At 68.6% G+C, this 17,080-nt stretch carries 13 protein-coding genes; all 13 read right to left on the bottom strand.

Going from position 1 to position 17,080, the window contains the following annotated elements:
• Positions 1-71: 71 nt before the first annotated feature.
• The 13 genes from eutC to mftD all read right to left on the bottom strand — a co-directional run bounded on the left by eutC (position 72) and on the right by mftD (position 17,061).
• Positions 72-839 carry an ethanolamine ammonia-lyase subunit EutC gene (eutC, locus tag QM841_RS17655; protein WP_283332952.1) on the bottom strand — a complete coding sequence of 256 codons (768 nt, stop codon included), beginning with the start codon at positions 837-839 and terminating at the stop codon, positions 72-74.
• Positions 836-2,248 (bottom strand): ethanolamine ammonia-lyase subunit EutB, encoded by a 1,413-nt coding sequence (locus tag QM841_RS17650; protein ID WP_283332951.1) that lies wholly within the window; start codon positions 2,246-2,248, stop codon positions 836-838. Before QM841_RS17650 ends, eutC begins: the two co-directional genes overlap by 4 nt.
• Positions 2,245-3,699 (bottom strand): ethanolamine permease, encoded by a 1,455-nt coding sequence (gene eat, locus QM841_RS17645; RefSeq protein WP_005572051.1) that lies wholly within the window; start codon positions 3,697-3,699, stop codon positions 2,245-2,247. The genes QM841_RS17650 and eat overlap by 4 nt, the downstream gene beginning before the upstream one ends.
• A 154-nt stretch (positions 3,700-3,853) precedes the next feature.
• Complete coding sequence (locus QM841_RS17640; protein WP_280783594.1) at positions 3,854-4,396, bottom strand: DUF779 domain-containing protein; 543 nt, start codon at positions 4,394-4,396, stop codon at positions 3,854-3,856.
• Complete coding sequence (adh, locus tag QM841_RS17635) at positions 4,396-5,919, bottom strand: aldehyde dehydrogenase (RefSeq protein ID WP_009479319.1); 1,524 nt, start codon at positions 5,917-5,919, stop codon at positions 4,396-4,398. Before adh ends, QM841_RS17640 begins: the two co-directional genes overlap by 1 nt.
• Positions 5,920-5,994: 75 nt before the next feature.
• Positions 5,995-7,311 carry a helix-turn-helix domain-containing protein gene (locus QM841_RS17630; protein WP_280783593.1) on the bottom strand — a complete coding sequence of 439 codons (1,317 nt, stop codon included), beginning with the start codon at positions 7,309-7,311 and terminating at the stop codon, positions 5,995-5,997.
• A gap of 66 nt (positions 7,312-7,377) precedes the next feature.
• Complete coding sequence (mftG, locus tag QM841_RS17625) at positions 7,378-8,850, bottom strand: mycofactocin dehydrogenase MftG (protein ID WP_283332950.1); 1,473 nt, start codon at positions 8,848-8,850, stop codon at positions 7,378-7,380.
• Positions 8,850-10,250, bottom strand: coding sequence for a mycofactocin biosynthesis glycosyltransferase MftF (mftF, locus tag QM841_RS17620; protein WP_283332949.1), 1,401 nt, complete (start codon positions 10,248-10,250; stop codon positions 8,850-8,852). Before mftF ends, mftG begins: the two co-directional genes overlap by 1 nt.
• A 106-nt stretch (positions 10,251-10,356) precedes the next feature.
• Positions 10,357-11,079 (bottom strand): mycofactocin biosynthesis peptidyl-dipeptidase MftE, encoded by a 723-nt coding sequence (gene mftE / locus QM841_RS17615; protein ID WP_283332948.1) that lies wholly within the window; start codon positions 11,077-11,079, stop codon positions 10,357-10,359.
• Positions 11,080-11,119: 40 nt separating this feature from the next.
• Entirely contained in the window at positions 11,120-13,081 is a 1,962-nt protein-coding gene (locus QM841_RS17610; RefSeq protein WP_283332947.1) for a mycofactocin system FadH/OYE family oxidoreductase 2, read from the bottom strand.
• Positions 13,078-13,890, bottom strand: a complete 813-nt coding sequence (locus QM841_RS17605; protein ID WP_283332946.1) for a mycofactocin-coupled SDR family oxidoreductase — start codon at positions 13,888-13,890, stop codon at positions 13,078-13,080. Before QM841_RS17605 ends, QM841_RS17610 begins: the two co-directional genes overlap by 4 nt.
• 8 nt (positions 13,891-13,898) lie before the next feature.
• Entirely contained in the window at positions 13,899-15,863 is a 1,965-nt protein-coding gene (locus tag QM841_RS17600) for a mycofactocin system FadH/OYE family oxidoreductase 1 (protein WP_283332945.1), read from the bottom strand.
• A gap of 16 nt (positions 15,864-15,879) precedes the next feature.
• Complete coding sequence (mftD, locus tag QM841_RS17595) at positions 15,880-17,061, bottom strand: pre-mycofactocin synthase MftD (RefSeq protein WP_280783586.1); 1,182 nt, start codon at positions 17,059-17,061, stop codon at positions 15,880-15,882.
• Positions 17,062-17,080: the final 19 nt, after the last annotated feature.

Raw genomic sequence — 17,080 nt, 5'->3', positions numbered from 1 at the left:
TCCTCGTCACACCCCGTCCAGGGCGGTTCTCCGCAGGCCCGGCCGGACCTGCCGCCCTTTAGATAACACGACTACAGTTCGAGGATCTCCGAGGGGGCTGCGAGCGCATCCGCGCGGGACGTGTCCTTCAACTCCACTCCGGACCGGCCCAGTTTCCTGGCGCCGGACACGAGACCCGCCACGACGCGGGCCGCGAGTTCGTAGCCGAGCCCTTCGGGTGGGTGGATGTTGGACACGCAGTTCCGGTCCGCGTCGGTGCGTCCGGGACGCGCGAGGTGCGTGAGGTAGACACCGACACTGTCGGCCACCGACAATCCGGGCCGCTCCCCGATCAGCAGGACGAGCGTCTGCACGCCCAGCGCCTGCGCGATGTGGTCTCCGAGCGCCACCCGGGCCTGGGTCGCGATCACCGGCGGCGCCAGCGAGTACGTCCCGCCGAACTCGTCGACCAGAGCGGACAGCAGGGACACCCCGTGATCGGTGAGCGCCCGGGGCGACAACCCGTCGGCGAGGACGAATCCCACCTCGGCCGTTCCCACGGGAACCGCGGACAGGTCGGCCGGCGTGCGGCCCAGGTCGGGCCGCCGCAGGTACTCGCTGCGGTCCGACGCCTGACTCGTGACGACCACCGGCCTGCCCAGGCCCACGGCCTCGACCTGCTCGGCCAGCGCCTCCGCGTCGAGCGGCTGGTGGACGGCGTCACGTGCGGCGGCGTGCGCCGACCGGAACTCGAGGACGCGCTGCGTGGGCAGGGCGTCACCGGTGCGGCCGAGACCGATACGCGCCTGCGTCGTGGCCCGCAGTTCCGCCCAGAAGTCTTGCACCACAGGATCGCTCATCGTGCCACCGTCAGCGCCCGCAGCGGCGACGCCGCAGCGTCGACCGGCAGGACCCGTCCCGCGTCGTCGACCATGCCGAGACGGCGCATCCAATCCTCGAATTCCGGTGCCGGTCTGAGTCCGAGCACCTGACGTGCGTATAACGCGTCGTGGAACGACAGACTCTGGTACCCGAGCATGACGTCGTCCGCGCCGGGTACCGCGATGACGAAGGCCGCGCCTGCCACCCCGAGCAGGGTGAGCAGCGTGTCCATGTCGTCCTGGTCGGCCTCGGCGTGATTGGTGTAGCAGACGTCGACACCCATCGGCAGGCCCAGGAGCTTTCCGCAGAAGTGATCCTCGAGCCCGGCCCTGATGATCTGCTTGCCGTCGTACAGGTACTCCGGACCGATGAACCCGACCACCGTGTTGATCAGCAGTGGTTCGAGATCACGGGCCACCGCGTACGCCCTGGTCTCGAGGGTCTGCTGGTCGACGGGCCTGCCACCCGTGCCGAGGTGGGCGCCCGCACTGAGCGCCGAGCCCTGACCGGTTTCGAGATACATGACGTTGTCGCCGACGGTGCCGCGTTTCAGGGACCGGCCGGCCGCGTTGGCCTCACGGAGCAGCGAAATGTCCACACCGAAACTGGAATTGGCGCCCTGTGTTCCGGCGATGGACTGGAACACGAGGTCGACGGGAACGCCTTCCTCGATCAGGCCCATCGTGGTGGTCACGTGCGACAGCACGCACGACTGCGCCGGAATGTCGAAGCGCTGACGGATGTCGTCGAGCAGGTGGAGCAGTTCCGCGGTGGCGTGCGGCGAATCGGTGGCCGGGTTGATTCCGATCACGGCGTCACCGCAGCCGAGCAGCAGGCCGTCGAGCGTGGCGGCCGCGATTCCGCGCGGGTCGTCGGTGGGATGGTTGGGCTGCAGCCGGGTTGCCAGGCGTCCCGGTACGCCGAGCGTCGTCCGGAACCCCGCGGTGACGGTGACGGCCCGCGCGACCGCGATGAGGTCCTGGTTGCGCATGATCTTGCTGACCGCCGCGACCATCTCCGGTGTCAGCCCCGGGGCGACGCGACGGAACGTCTCGGCCGCACCGTCTCGCGCCGCGACGTCCAGCAGCCAGTCGCGCAGGCCGCCGACGGTGAGATGGGAGATCTCGCCGAACGCGACCCGGTCGTGCGAGTCGATGATGAGCCTCGTGACCTCGTCGTCCTCGTAGGGAACGACGAGTTCGTTCAGGAACGTGCCGAGCGGGACGTCGGCCAGCGCCCACTGCGCGGCGGCGCGTTCGGCGTCGGAGGACGCCGCGCACCCGGCCAGTTCGTCTCCGCTGCGGAGCGGAGTCGCCTTGGCCATGAGGTCGACGAGACCGTCGAACGTGTACCCGGTTCCCGCGACTCCGTGACTGTAGGTGGTCATTCCAATTCTTCCTCTGCCTTCGCAAGAACAGCAAACTCCTCGTCGGGCGAATTGGCAACGAGGTGATGGCGGCTGTACAGGCCGAAGTACGCCATGAAGGCCGCGAATGCGATCAGCGTCCAGAGTGCGGCGACCGGATCGACGAGGAAGGTGGCGATCACCGCGGCGGCGGCGATGACGAGCGCGAACGACGTGGTGACGATGCCGCCCGGGGTGCGGTACGGCCGCTTCATCTCCGGCTCACGCCTGCGGAGGACGATGTGGCTGACCATCATCAGCACGTAGCTGACGGCCGCGCCGAACACCGCCATGTTCAGCAGCATCGCGCCTTCACCGGTGAGCGACAGCACGAACCCGATGACACCCGGCACGATGAGGGCGAGCGTGGGCGCCTTCCGTGAGTTGGTGATCGACAGACTCGTCGGCAGGTAGCCGGCGCGGGACAGCGCGAACGTCTGCCGCGAGTAGGCGTACATGATCGAGAAGAAGCTGGCGACGAGGCCGGCCAGTCCGATGTAGTTGACGACCTTGGCCGCGGTTCCGTCACCGAGCGCCTCGACCAGCGGATTGCCGGACGTGGACAGGCTCTCGGCACCCAGCGCTCCGGTGGCGAGGAACAGGACAGTTGCCCCCGTGACGATGAGGATGAGCATGCTGATGATGATTCCGCGCGGCACGTTCTTCTCCGGCTCGCGGGCTTCCTCCGCGGCCAGTGGCACGCCTTCGACGGCGAGGAAGAACCAGATGGCGAATGGGACGGCGGCCCAGATTCCGAATGCGCCGAAGGGCAGGAAACTCGACGCTCCCACCGCATCGGTCGCGGCGATGTCGGTGAGGTTGCCCGCGTCGAACAGGCCGATCGCGGAGACCGCGAAGATCACGAGACCGACCAGTGCGATCGCCGTGATGACGAACATGGCTTTGAGCGCCTCGCCGGCGCCGGTCAGATGGATTCCGATGAAGATGGCGTAGACCGCCAGGTACACCCACCACCCGTCGGTGATACCGAACAGGTTCAGCGACTCGACGTAGCTGCCGATGAAGGTGGCGATGGCGGCGGGCGCGATCGCGTATTCGATGAGAATGGCCGTGCCGGTGGCGAATCCACCCCACGGCCCGAGTGCGCGCCGCGCGAACGTGTAACCGCCGCCGGCGGCGGGCAGGGCGGACGACATCTCGGCCATGCCCAGCACCATGGCCAGGTACATGCCCGCGATGACGACACCGGCGATCAGCAGGCCGCCGAATCCACCCTCGGCCAGTCCGTTGTTCCATCCGGCGTAGTCGCCGGAGATCACGTAGCTGACACCGAGGCCGGCGAGCAGCACCCAGCCCGCCGAACCCTTACGGAGCGTGCGTTTTTCCAGGTAGCTGCTGTCTTCCGAGTGGAAATCGGCAGCATCGTGATGTTGACCGGTTCCGGAATTCTTGGATGGTTCTACGAGTGACATTCCGTCCCCTACGTCGATCCGAATGGTGCCTCGCCCGCCCCGCTCGGGGAGCGGAATCGAACGGCCGAGGCCAATGGTGAACGAGTTGTGTACACGTCGTGTCAGCAGAACGTGACCGCGACGTAAAAACCTGGGTCGTAGCGCGCTTCGGGTGCTATGGGACCGGGCGGCGGGCGGGCACGGGACATGCGTCGACGGCTTCGGCGACCACTTGCGGTTCGAGGGACGGGGCGGGCCTCCAGCCCTGCTCCCACCGCTGGCCCACGATGACCTCCTCCGCGGCGAGGCTGGTGTTCTCCTCCGGGGTGAAGGCCCGTGCACGACTGAGAAAGCGCATGCCTTCGGGACTTTCCAGGCTGAATCCCGATCCGCGGCCGGGCACCACGTCGAGCACCAGCTGAGTGTGCTTCCACGCCTCGAACTGCGAACCGGAGATCCACACGGGCACGGCATCGGCACCCTCGGCCCGGGTGGACGGGATCTCCCCGACACCGAGACGCAGGTCGAGGACGCCGAGCAGCACGTCGCGGTCGCCGACGATGAATTCACCGTCGGGGTAACACATCGGCGCGGAGCCGTCGCAGCACCCGCCGGACTGATGCATCATCAGCGCCCCGTGGGTACCGCCGAGGCGGCGGAGAAGCTCCACCGCCCCGGCGGTTGCCTTCAGGCGCGCAGGCGCCCGGGCTGCGTCCATCAGAAGAAGCCCTGAGCCTTCTGGGCGTAGCTGACCAGCAGGTTCTTCGTCTGCTGGTAGTGCTCGAGCATCATCAGGTGGTTCTCGCGGCCGATACCGGACTGCTTGTAGCCACCGAACGCGGCATGCGCGGGATACTGGTGGTACGTGTTGGTCCACACGCGCCCGGCCTGGATGTCGCGTCCGGCCCGGTAGGCGACGCCACCGTCCCGCGACCACACGCCGGCGCCGAGGCCGTACAGCGTGTCGTTGGCGATCTCGATGGCCTGGTCGTAGTCCTTGAACGACGTGACGGAGACGACGGGACCGAAGATCTCCTCCTGGAAGATCCGCATCTTGTTCTGACCGGTGAAGATCGTCGGCTGCACGTAGTAGCCGCCGGACAGGTCGCCGCCGAGTTCGGCGCGCTCACCGCCGGTGACGACCTTGGCGCCTTCGCCCTTGCCGATCTCGATGTACGACAGGATCTTCTCGAGCTGATCGTTCGAGGCCTGCGCGCCGATCATCGTGTCGGTGTCGAGCGGGTCGCCCTGGCGGACGGCCTTGGTGCGGATGGCCGCCATCGCGAGGAACTCGTCGAAGATGTCCTCCTGGATCAGCGAACGCGACGGGCAGGTGCACACCTCGCCCTGGTTGAGGGCGAACATCGTGAAGCCCTCGAGCGCCTTGTCCTGGTAGTCGTCGTTGGAGGACAGAACGTCGGAGAAGAAGATGTTGGGGCTCTTGCCACCGAGTTCGAGGGTGACCGGGATCAGGTTCTGCGACGCGTACTGCATGATGAGCCGACCCGTGGTGGTCTCACCGGTGAACGCGATCTTCCGGATCCGCGGGCTCGAGGCGAGCGGCTTGCCCGCCTCCACACCGAAGCCGTTGACGATGTTCACCACACCGGCGGGCAGCAGGTCGCCGATGACGGAGATCAGGTGCAGGATCGACGCCGGGGTCTGCTCGGCCGGCTTGAGAACGACTGCATTACCCGCGGCGAGTGCGGGAGCGAGCTTCCACACGGCCATGAGGATCGGGAAGTTCCAGGGGATGATCTGGCCGACGACGCCGAGCGGCTCGTGGAAGTGGTAGGCGACGGTGTCGGAGTCGATCTCCGACAGTGCGCCTTCCTGCGCCCGGATCGCACCGGCGAAGTAGCGGAAGTGGTCGACGGCCAGCGGAATGTCGGCGTTCAGGGTCTCGCGGATCGGCTTGCCGTTGTCCCAGGACTCGGCGAGCGCGATGGACTCGAGGTTCTCCTCGATGCGGTCCGCGATCTTGTTCAGGATGATGGCGCGCTCCGCCACCGACGTCTTGCCCCAGGCCGGAGCCGCAGCGTGTGCGGCGTCGAGCGCAAGTTCGATGTCCTCGGACGTCGAACGCGCGACCTCGCAGAACGGCTGTCCGGTGACGGGTGTCGGATTCTCGAAGTACTGGCCCTTGACGGGCGCAACCCACTGGCCGCCGATCCAGTTGTCGTAACGCGATTGGAAGGACATGACGGCGTCCGGCGAACCCGGGCGGGCATACACGGTCATCGATAACTCCCTGGTGTCGTGAAACTCGGGTGGAACTGGGTGTGACTCACAACACTAGGGACCGTACCGTTGCAACTACGTTGCGTACTGCTGATCGAACAGATCGATCCTGGACTTGACCTGGGAATACAGGGGTGAACGCGGGTCGAGGCCCGCCAGATACGCCTCCCATGCGGCGACGTCCTCACGGCCGTGGACGGACGTGGTCCATTTGGCGAGCAACCGTTGATCACCTTCCCGCAGCAGCGCCGCCTGGACGCGTGCCCGCAACTCGTCGCGAAGATCCTCGACCCCGGGCGCCTCCGACCCGGGAAGGACCGGGCCTGAGTAGACGTCGAGGGCGGCGGTGAGCTCGCCACGGTCCAGGGCTCCGCGGACCTGCCGGACGTCCGAGGTCAATTCGGCGAGCAGCCGATAGGGCCGCGAACCGAGGTTTGCCGGACCGAAAACCTTACGCAGGCGCGACATCTCGGCACGAATGGTGACGGCGTCGAGTTCGTTCTCGTCGAGCAGGACCGCGAGGCGGTCGGAACTCAGGCCTTCGGGGTGCTCCGCCAGGAGCAGGAGGATCTCCGCGTGCCGCTGCGACAGCGGGATGCGTTCGGGCCCACGGACCAGTGTCGGCCGACCCGATCCCAGCACCTCCAACCGCAGTACCGTCTCGACGAGCGGGTGCGGTGAACGCAGCTGGTGCAGTCGCAGCTCCGCCTCGGCGGCCGCGACGGTCGCCCTGATCAGCGAGAGCACCTCGGGCACCGCCACCCGCGGACCACCGGTGATGTCGATGGCCCCGACGATCAGTCCGGTCGCGGGGTCGTGGACGGGCGCCGCCGAACAACTCCAGTCGTGCACCGAGCGGCTGAAATGCTCGGCACCGAAGATCTGCACGCAATGGTCGAGGGCCAGCGCGGTACCCGGGGCATTGGTGCCGACGGTGTCCTCACTCCAGTCGGCGCCCTCGACGAAGTTCATCTCCAGTGCGCGGTCCTTGGCGGACGAATCGCCCTCCACCCACAGCAGCTGACCCTTCTCGTCCGTGATGGCCACGAGCAGCCCGGTGTCGGCGGCATCCTCGACGAGAAGCTTGCGGACCACCGGGCGGATGATCGACATCGGGTGCGACGCCCGGTACGTGGCGAGATCCGCGGACGCCAGATCGACCGCGCGGGCCGACCCGTCCGGGTTCACTCCCTTGCTGGTGCTGCGCATCCACGAGTCGAGGATGACGGAACGGACGGAATTCCCGTCACCGTCCGGGGCACGACCGGCGGGTGCGTGACGCTCGACGAACAACTGATGCGCCGACGACACCCTGCGCGCCAGCATCGCGACGTCGTCTCCCGGGCGCACAGCGACCCACGGATTGCCCCCTGTGGGCGGTTGACTTTGCATCGAACTCCTCCACGGCGTCTCTGCCTACTGTAACCCGCATCACACGGGCCCGTGTCGCCCCCTCGGTCACTCCCCCAGGAAGGTACTGACGCGCTCGGCGACCATCACCGCCGTGGCGTGCGGCCCACGGCTCGGGACCACCGGGAACACCGAGGTGTCGGCGATGGTCAGCCCTTCCATTCCGCGGACGTTGCACCACTCGTCCACCACCGCGCCCGCGTCGTCGCGTCCGCCCATCCGGCAACTGCCGCACAGGTGCAGCGACGTCCCCAGATGCGCGAGCACCGCGCGGTCGGACACCTCCCGGGACAGCGGCACGACCAACGGACCGAGCTCCCGCGAACGGAGCAGTTCCAGTCCGATGGCCTGCCCCTCGCGCAGCGCCCGGCGGTCGGCGGCCGATTGCGCGTAGCGGTATTCGATTCGGGGACGGTCCCGGCGGTGTCGCGACGTGAGCCGGATGTCGCCCCGGCTGTCCGTCACCATGAGCCCGATCCCGAGGACCGGGTCGGGCTGCCCGGATCCGGGGACGAGCACGTCGAACGGCGCCGTGTACGGACGGATCTCGAGGTCGCCGACATTCAGCACCGTTTCGACCACCGGACTGGTGTCGCTGCGGCGGAGCGTGTCCCGGATACGGTACGGCAGAGCCACTTCGGGGTGATCACTGAAATCGCTGCCGACACCGGGCGCGTCGAGTACGACGGGAATGTCGTTGTCCGTCAGGTGTTCTGCCGGTCCGATTCCCGAAAGCATCAGCAGCACAGGGGTTTCGACCGGACCTGCCGCCAGCACGACCCGACCGGTGCGGACCGTGCGCCGCACACCGTCCGACTCCACCTCCACCCCGATGGTCTCGTTACCGGAGAACAGAATTCGGACGACATCGGAATTCGCTTCGACCGCCAGATTGGGCCGCTCCCATGCCGGCAGCAGGTACGCCACTGCCGTACTGACACGGTGGCCGCCGTCGACGTTCAGGGGCACCGGACCGATCCCGCCTGCGCCCGCGCCGTTCTTGTCGGGTTCCTCGGGATGTCCTGCACCGAGCGCCGCGGCTCGGAACGCCGCGCTGATCTCGCTCAGCCGCTCCGCGGGCTGCCTGCGAACGGGCATCGGTCCGGTCGTGCCGTGCCGGGAGTCGTCGAAGTCGGCGTCACGCTCGAGTGCCCGGAAGGCCGGCAGCACGTTCTCGTACGACCACGACGCGGGCCAGTGCCGGAAATCCGCTTCCGTCCCACGGACGAAGTAGGCGCCGTTGACGGCGCCGGAACCGCCGAGGACGTGCCCCCGCACCATGGCCGAGGGAACGCTTCGTGCCAACTCCACGCCGTACGTCTCGGCGAACGCGCTGCCCGGACCGACCGGCAGCGTCCGGTAGTCGAGCACGGGACAGTCGGAGACCGTTCGGTAGCCGGGTCCGGACTCGAGGAGGAGGACCGATCGTCCGGGATTCTCGCTGAGCCTGGCGGCCACCACACATCCACTCGAACCGCCGCCGACGACCACGACGTCGGCGGCGCGAATCGGATCGGCCACTACGACTTCAACCGGGGCTTCAATGCGTCGAGGTCGCGGGCCGTGATGGCGCCCTTCCAGAGCCCAGCGCCGTACGCGACGTCGTCGATCCGCTTGAACACCGTGTGCCGCACCGGTCCCAGCCCTCCGGGCTCCCGGTGGGTCACCCAGTCGGCGACGCCCTCGGCGACGGCGATCGCGAGCGCGATACGGCGAATCCGTTTCGACAGCAGCACCGCCAGCAGAGTGATCGGCCAATAGTGGCGACACATCGCGGACGCCAGTTGCCAGGCACCGCCGGCGAAGCCCTGGGCCGCGAGTATCGCGGCGATGCGGGTCGGCTGGTCGAGGCCGGTGAACATGCGGCGCAGGCGCAGCAGCATCATCGCGAGTGTGGCGACGGCGCCGAGCAGGCCGAGCCGGGTGCAGGTGGCGGCGGCGAGGCACGCGAAGAACGTCCACGGCGACATCGACAGCGGGGGAACCATCCCCGAATGCCTTGCCGCCAGCGGCGCCGCACCGGTTCCGTAGAACAGCTTGCGGTCGAACCACTTTCCGAACGTCACGCGGTGATCGTGCGCAACGTGAGCCACCGGCTCGTACCGCAGTCGCCAGCCGGACTCCTGGAGTCGCCAGCACAGGTCGACGTCCTCCGCCACGTGCATGGACTCGTCGAAGCCGCCGAATTCGTCGAGCACCTCGCGGCGGGCGATCATCGCGGCGCTCGGGACGTACGACACCGGGCCGCCGGACTGGACCGCGGACTCCTTACGTCCGAGGTCGAGGGAGGAGCGGGCGTGCTCGTACCGCGCGAGTGTGCTCGCCTCGGGTTCGAGCGCCACGATTCTCGGGGCGACGAGTGCGACCGCGGGATCGCTGAAGTGGCCGAGCATGACCTCGATCCAGCCGGTGCGCGGCAGGACGTCGGAGTCGAGGAACGCCACGAACGGAGTTGCGGCGTAACGCAGACCGGTGTTCCGTGCCGCGGCCGGTCCCTTGGCCGTCTCGTGGCGCAGAACGGTGACGCGGCCACCGCACCCGTTCTGCAGCACGGGGGCGACGATCGGGACGTCGGATCCGTCGTCGACGACGACCACCTCGAGTCCGCGGAGCGAGGCCAGCACCCGGTGCAGCCCCGACGCGTTGTTCTTCACCGGAATGACAACGGTGACATCCCGGGGCGACGGAGTACTCATGGGGCGCGGGTTGGCGACCCCCGAATCGAGGAGGCGGCGTGCAACGACCGCGGACTGCGGATCGACGACCTCGAGGTAGCCGTCTCCGATCATGGCCGCCGCGGTGGGTGCCAGCTTCAACATCCGAGTCGGCGAACCGCCGATGAGCACTCGACCTCCGGAATATGCGCGTACCTTGGGGTCGATTCGGATCCCGAATCCGTCGGGAAGTCGAGCTTGGCGCATCAGTCGATCGTAGGCGGATCGGAGAGCGCTGGCAGGGCATGCCGGAAATTAGTCGCGTCGGCATGCCGGAAATCCGCCCTCGGCAACTCGAGGACGCCCGTGCGGGTCATTGGAGCCTCCCATCGGCGCCCGGTTCCGACCGGAGCCTTCCATCGGGGCCCGGTTCCCACCGGGCCAGTGCCTTGGTGACTGCGTGGACGAGTACGCCGAAGATCTGCGCCCCCTCCGCGGCCGTAGCGCCCGTCGGGTCACCGAGCACGCCGTTGGCCGACACGGCGACCATACCGCCTTCGCGCAGTCTTGGCATCAACCTCGCAATAGGTTCCGCATTACCGGCTTCAGCCCTGGACAACCTCACCCGACCGGGTGAAAGGTGTAGCAACAAGGACGTTTCCGTACGCCCGGCATGGGCGTCCGCCCCGGGTACCGCACACGGCACCCACGCCACATCGCGGGCCTCGTACCGAAGCAAGGCGACAGCCTTGACCAGCGCGGGCCCGTTTCCGCCGTGCCCATTGACGAACAGCACACGGTCCGCCCACCGGCACGCGGACCTGCCGTACTCGACCAACACGGTCTCCAGCGCCTCCGCCCCGAGCGAGACCGTCCCGGGAAACCCCTCGTGCTCGCCACTGGCACCGTAGGCGATCGGGGGCGCCACCAGCACGTGCGGCAGCGCGCGGGACACGGCGTCGGCGATGGCGGTGTCGGTGTCGAGCGGCAGATGCGGTCCGTGCTGCTCGAGAGAGCCGACCGGGACCACGACCGTCGACACGCGGGACACGAGTTCGGGCCACACCGCGTCGTCGAGGTGTCCGGAATGGGGCATCCACCGATGCTAGGCGATGCGGAACCGGCCGCTGCGCGCGCTAGAGCGCGAGCGCGACCCGCTCCCCCTCGATGACGGCGGAATGCGCGCGCCGCGGAGCCAGGGCGTCGCCGACGCGATGAACCTCGATACCGCTGTCGGCCAGCTCTTTCCACAGATCGTCGTCCGGCTGCTGATGCGCCGAGGACACCACCCAGTCGACGGTGAGCTGTCGCAACTCACCGGTCGGGTGGTGCAGGAGCGTGACCGCGAGCCGCCCACCGTCTGCGGCTTCGCACCCGGTCGGCACCACGTCCGTCACCTGCGTGATGCCCTTGCCGTGCGCCCGCCGGTTCCATCCCTCGAGGTCCAGCGTGATGCCGAGATCCTGGCCGACGATCATCCCCGGTGTGCAGATCGTGACGGCACACCCGGCGTCGGCGACGAACTCCGCGACGGACGTGCCCTGATGGAATCCCAATTCGTCGACCACCAGCACCGTCCCGGCCGGACGCGCGCGGTCCTCCAGCACGTCCCGCACGTCCACCACCCGGTCCGACGCGCCCGCCCAGCGCGGTCGGCGCGGACGCGCCCCGGTCGCGAGCACCACCACGTCGGGACGTCCCTGCACCAGTGCCCCGGCGGTCGCGTCGGTGCCGCTCCGCACGTCCACACCGCGCCGAACGCATTCCGATTCCAGATCGACGACGAGGTCGAGGAACTCGCGGCGGCCCGGGACGACGGCAGCCGTCCGGACCTGGCCGCCGAGAACCGTCGCGCGTTCGAACAGCGTCACGTCGTGCCCCCGCTGCGCCGCGGTCGCCGCGGCCTTGAGCCCGGCCGGGCCACCGCCGACCACGAAGACCCGTCTGCCGGGAACGGTCGGTGCGGGCAGCAGGACCGATTCCCTGCCCGCGCGCGGGTTGACGACGCACCCGAGCCACCGGCCCAGCCCCATACGTCCGATGCATTCCTGATTGCACGCCAGGCACGTTCGGATGTTTTCTTCTTCGCCTGCCAGGGCCTTCGCCGCGAAGTCCGGGTCCGCGATCTGGCCGCGCACCACCCCGATCAGGTCGCAGTGCCCCTCGTCCAAAGCCTGGTCGGCCTGGTGCGGATCGGAGAATCGGCCGACGCCGACCACGGGAAGACCGACCCGTTGCCGGATGGCGTTCGGGACGAACAGCGCGTACCCGCGAGGGACGGCCATGGAGGCCTCGATCATGTGGAGCGTCTCGGTGGCCATCCCGATGGACGTGTTGATGTAGTCGACACGGCCGTCCGCCTCCACCAGAGCGGCCACCGCCACCGCCTCGTCGAGGCGGACTCCACCATCGAACAGATCCTCCCCCGCGAGTCTCACCCCGAGTGCGCGATCCGGACCGATCGCGGCACGCACGGCCTCGACGACCTCGAGGAGGAACCGGGCCCGATTCTCCAACGATCCCCCGTAACGGTCCGTGCGCTGATTCGTAGCAGGGGCGAGGAAGCTCCGCACCAGCGACGAATGGGAACACTGCAGTTCGATCCCGTCGAATCCGCCTCGGACACAGTGCTCGGCCACGCGCGCGTACCCGTCGACGAGGGTCCGGATCTCCCGCTGATCGACCTCCTTGGGAACTTCGCGGAACAGTGGATCGGGGACGGCGCTCGGCGCCCACAGCGGCCGCCGCGAGTACATGCTCGACCCCTGGCCGCCGTTGTGGTTGACCTGAGCCAGGATCGGGACACCGTGCTGGTGGACCGCGTCGGTGATCCGCCGGTACCCAGGGACGACCTCCGGCCGGTAGCCGGCGATCACCTTCTCGTACGGCCAGTCCCCCGGATGGGTCGCGTGCTCCTCGGAGATGATCAGGCCCGCACCGCCCTTCGCGCGCGCCGCATAGTAGGCGGCGTGCTGCGCGGTGGGCAGGCCGTCGACGGCGTACCCCGTGAGGTGCGCGGAGAAGACCACCCGATTGCGCAGAGTCAGCGGCCCCACGCGCAATCGGGTGAACAGGTGGCGGTACGCGGAGGTGCTCACACCTTGGTGTTGCCCATGTCGACGGCGACCTGACTGCCCGTGACCCTCCGCGAACCGTCACCGGCCAGCCACAGCACCGCATCGGTGATGTCGTCGGTGTCGGCCAGCGGATGCTCGGTGAGGATGGTGCCGAAGCTCGACAGGTAGTGCGGGTGCTTCTCGAGTATCACGAGGCTGCCCGGATCGGTGCCCATCGGAGTCTTCACCCCGTACGGGTGAACGGAGTTGACCCGAATCCCGTATTCACCCAGTTCCTTTGCCGCGGTCTGGGTCAGTCCGACGAGCCCGAACTTGGAGGCGGCGTAATTCGCCTGCCCCGGCAACGGCTTGATGCCCGCAACGGAGCTGATCACGATGATCGAACCCCCGCGACCTCCCTCGATCAGCGCAGGCACCGCAGCCTTCAGCGTCTTCCACGCCCCGGTGAGGTTCACGTCGATCAGCGTCTCCCACTGCTCGTCGGGCATCTCCCAGAAGCGATTCCAATTGCAGATCCCGGCGTTCGCGATCACGATGTCGAGCCGGCCGAACTGTTCGACTCCCCGGTCCACCACAGACTTCAGTTGCGCACTGTCACGCACGTCCGCCTGCTCGGCGAGAATCTTTCCGCCCTCGGATTCCACGAGCCGCACCGTCTCGGCCAGGTCGTCCGGCGTCGCCGGCTCGTAGCTGTTGTACTCCGACACCGGCCCGCAGATGTCCAAGGCGATGATCGCCGCACCTTCGCGCGCCAATCGCACCGCGTGCGTCCGCCCCTGCCCACGGGCAGCCCCGGTGATGAACGCGACCTTGTCGTCGAACTGTCCCATGAAATGTCCTATCTCTCGTTGACGAGGGTGAACGGATGGTGGTCGAACTCGTTCTGCCTGTGTGCGGACACGGTCAGCGCCGCGGTGCGACCCTCACGGAACGCCTCGAGCAGTGTCCGGGGAGCCACGCAGTCGCCGACCCGCACCGCATCCGGACGCGACGAGCCGAGGGTGTCCTCGGGGAGGCGATGCGAGCAGTCGATCAGCACGGTGCACGGCACCACCGGCTCTTCGGCGGTGTACCGGTTGCGGATCCGCATGCCGTCGTCGCCGATCGACACGATGCGACTGTCGAGGTGGCGCGTCACCCCGGCTCGTTGCAACCGGGAGTTGGCATCGGCGAGATCCCCGGTCATGCCCAGTCGCGAACCGGCCACGGAATCCTGGGTCACCATGCTCACGTCGCGTCCCTGCGCCGCGAGCCATTCGGCGACCGCCACGCCGACCGGTCCGCCGACCGGGTCGAAGACGACGTGGGGCCCTTCCGCCGGCGCGCCGCCGTCGAGCAGATCCGCGGCGCCGACGCACCGGACGCTCCCCTCGACGGCGAACGGCAGCGGGCGGGGCCTGCTGCCGGTTGCGAGGACCACCGTCGCGCCCTCCCGTTCCGCGGCGTCGATGTCGGCGTCCGAGACAGTGGCGCCGAGACGGAATTCGACCCCGAGGCTGCGGCATTCGTTCTCGAGCCAGTCGGTGAGCGCTCTGAGGTGCGGCGCACCTACGGCTGCCCGCACCATCCCGCCGACCCGGGCCGACGCGTCCGCCACGGTGACGCGGTGACCGCGCAGGGCCAGCACTCGCGCCGCCTCGAGACCGGCCGGGCCGCCCCCGACCACCAGCACCGCGCCGGTGGCCACCTCGGCGATGCCCTCGACGGGATCGACGGTCTCGTGTCCCGCCGTCGGATTACCGACGCAGGTCACGACCGGATTACGGGGGTCGAGCACCTGGCACGTCTGATTGCACAGGACGCAGGGCCGCGGCGCCGCACGGCGCCGGATCTTGACGACGAGGTCGGGGTCGGCGATCTGGGCGCGCGTCATCTCGACGACGTCGGCGACACCCTCGTCGAGCGCCCGCCGGGCATCGGCCGGATCGACGACGCTGCCCTGGAGAACGACCGGGACCATGCCTGCGACGGCCGAGCGGATGTTCCGGCAGAGTTCGGTGTTGAACGCGGGTAACTGGTGGAAGTCGGGGCGGTACGCGTTCGGTGTCATCGGCCCGCCCCGGACCACCACGAGCAGGTCGAGTGCCTCGGCAAGTTCCCGTGCGTGTCCGGCGGCGATCGACGGCGTGATCCCCGCCCAGGACGTCGCCTCGTCGCAGCTCAGGCGCAGGGACAGGACCCGGTCGGGGCCCAGCTCGTCGCGGACGGCGGCGAGGACCTCCCGGGTGAGGCGCAGCGGGTCGGCGCCGTACTCGTCTGCGCGAACATTGGTGAGGTTCGAATGGAACTGCCGCAGTAGCCCTCTCGGTCCGGCGTCGAGCTCGACACCGTCCACGTCCGCGGACACGGCCGCGGCGGCCGCGGCACGGAAACCCTCGACGAGGCCGTCGATCTCCGCCTGCTCCATCTGCATCGGCATCTCACGGGAGATCACGTCGGCAATGCCCGACGGTCCCCACAGCACCGCCTGCGAGTACGCACTCGACCCCTGCAGTCCGGTGTGCCCCAGCCCGGCCAGCACCAGCGTGCCGTGCGGACGGCACGCCGCGACGACGTCCCGCCAGCCGCCGACGCAGTCGGACGCCAGCGGAGCCCGCTCGTACGGCCAGTCGGAGGCATGAACCGACGCAACCTCGGTGACGACGATCCCGGCGCCACCACGCGCCCGACGTTCGTAGTACGCGACGTGCCGCGGGGAAAGCGTTCTTCCCGCACCGAGATTGGTGGGGTGCGGACCCAGAAGCACCCTGGCCGGGGCGTGGCGTCCGGCCAGGGTGATCGGGTCCGTCAGTTGCGCAGACATCTACGCCGTTCGTCGGTCAGGATTCGGCGCCGAGCACACGGGCGAATCCGGGCGGGATCACGACGTCGGACGGCGTCAGGTCGTGGATGGACGAATGACCCAGCCCGAGCAACGCCGAGTCGATACCTCCGCGGAGGACGTCGAGAACGTTCTCGACGCCGGCCTGACCGTTCGCCGAGAGGCCCCACAGGTACGCGCGGCCGATCATGACCGCCCTCGCACCGAGCGCGACGGCCTTCACGACGTCGCTACCGCGGCGGATACCACCGTCGAGAAGCACCTCGACCTGGTCGCCGACGGCCTCCGCGATGGCGGGCAGCGCGCGGATCGGCGCCGGGGTGCCGTCGAGGTTGTTGCCGCCGTGATTCGACACGGAGATCGCGGTGACGCCGGCGTCGACGGCGCGCTTCGCGTCGTCGACCCGCATGACGCCCTTGAGCATGAACGGCCCGCCCCACTGCTCGCGCAGCCACGCGATGTCGTCCCACGTCGGCAACGGCGTCTGCATCCACTCGCCGTAGGCGCCGAAGAACGTGGGCGGTTCCTGACCGGGCTGCGCCAGGTTCGGGGTGGTCAGATCCGGGATCTTGCGAGTCTTCGCGAACTCGTACAACCACTTCGGACGAGTAATGCCCTCGGGGGCGAACTGGAGCATCGCCTTGAGGTCCATCTTCTCGGGGATGGCCGGGCTACCCCAGTCGCGTCCGTACGAGAACGACCAGTCGGTGGTGATGATCAGGCCGGTCGCCCCCGCGGCGCGGGCGCGTTCCATCCGCTGGATCAACACGTCCCGGGTGCCGACCCAGTACATCTGGAAGAACGTCTGAGGATTGGCCGCCGTGACCTCCTCGATCGACTTGCTCGCGAACGAACTCAGACCGATCGCCGTTCCCCGTGCCGCCGCCGCACGCGCGACCGCGACCTCGCCGTCGGGGTGCACCGCCTGCACACCGGTCGGGGAGATCACGACGGGCAGCGAAATCGGCTGACCCATCACGGTCGTCGACAGCTCACGCTTGTCGGACAAACCGACGACGTGGGGGGCGAACCCCAACTCGGCGAAGGCCGCGATGTTGTCGTCGACCGTCACGCCCCGCTCGGAACCGGCGATCAACGCTGCATACACCGACTTCGGCAGGCGCTTCTTCGCGCGACGCTGAGCCTCGGCCACCGTCTCGAAGAACGGATTCTTACCCATGGCAATACCTCTCGTACCT

The sequence above is a fragment of the Rhodococcus sp. IEGM 1307 genome, from assembly GCF_030056915.1.
Taxonomy (GTDB): Bacteria; Actinomycetota; Actinomycetes; order Mycobacteriales; family Mycobacteriaceae; genus Rhodococcus_F; species Rhodococcus_F opacus_D.
The sequence above is the reverse complement of the archived record's forward strand: the minus strand, read 5'-3'. Positions and strand labels throughout refer to the sequence as shown.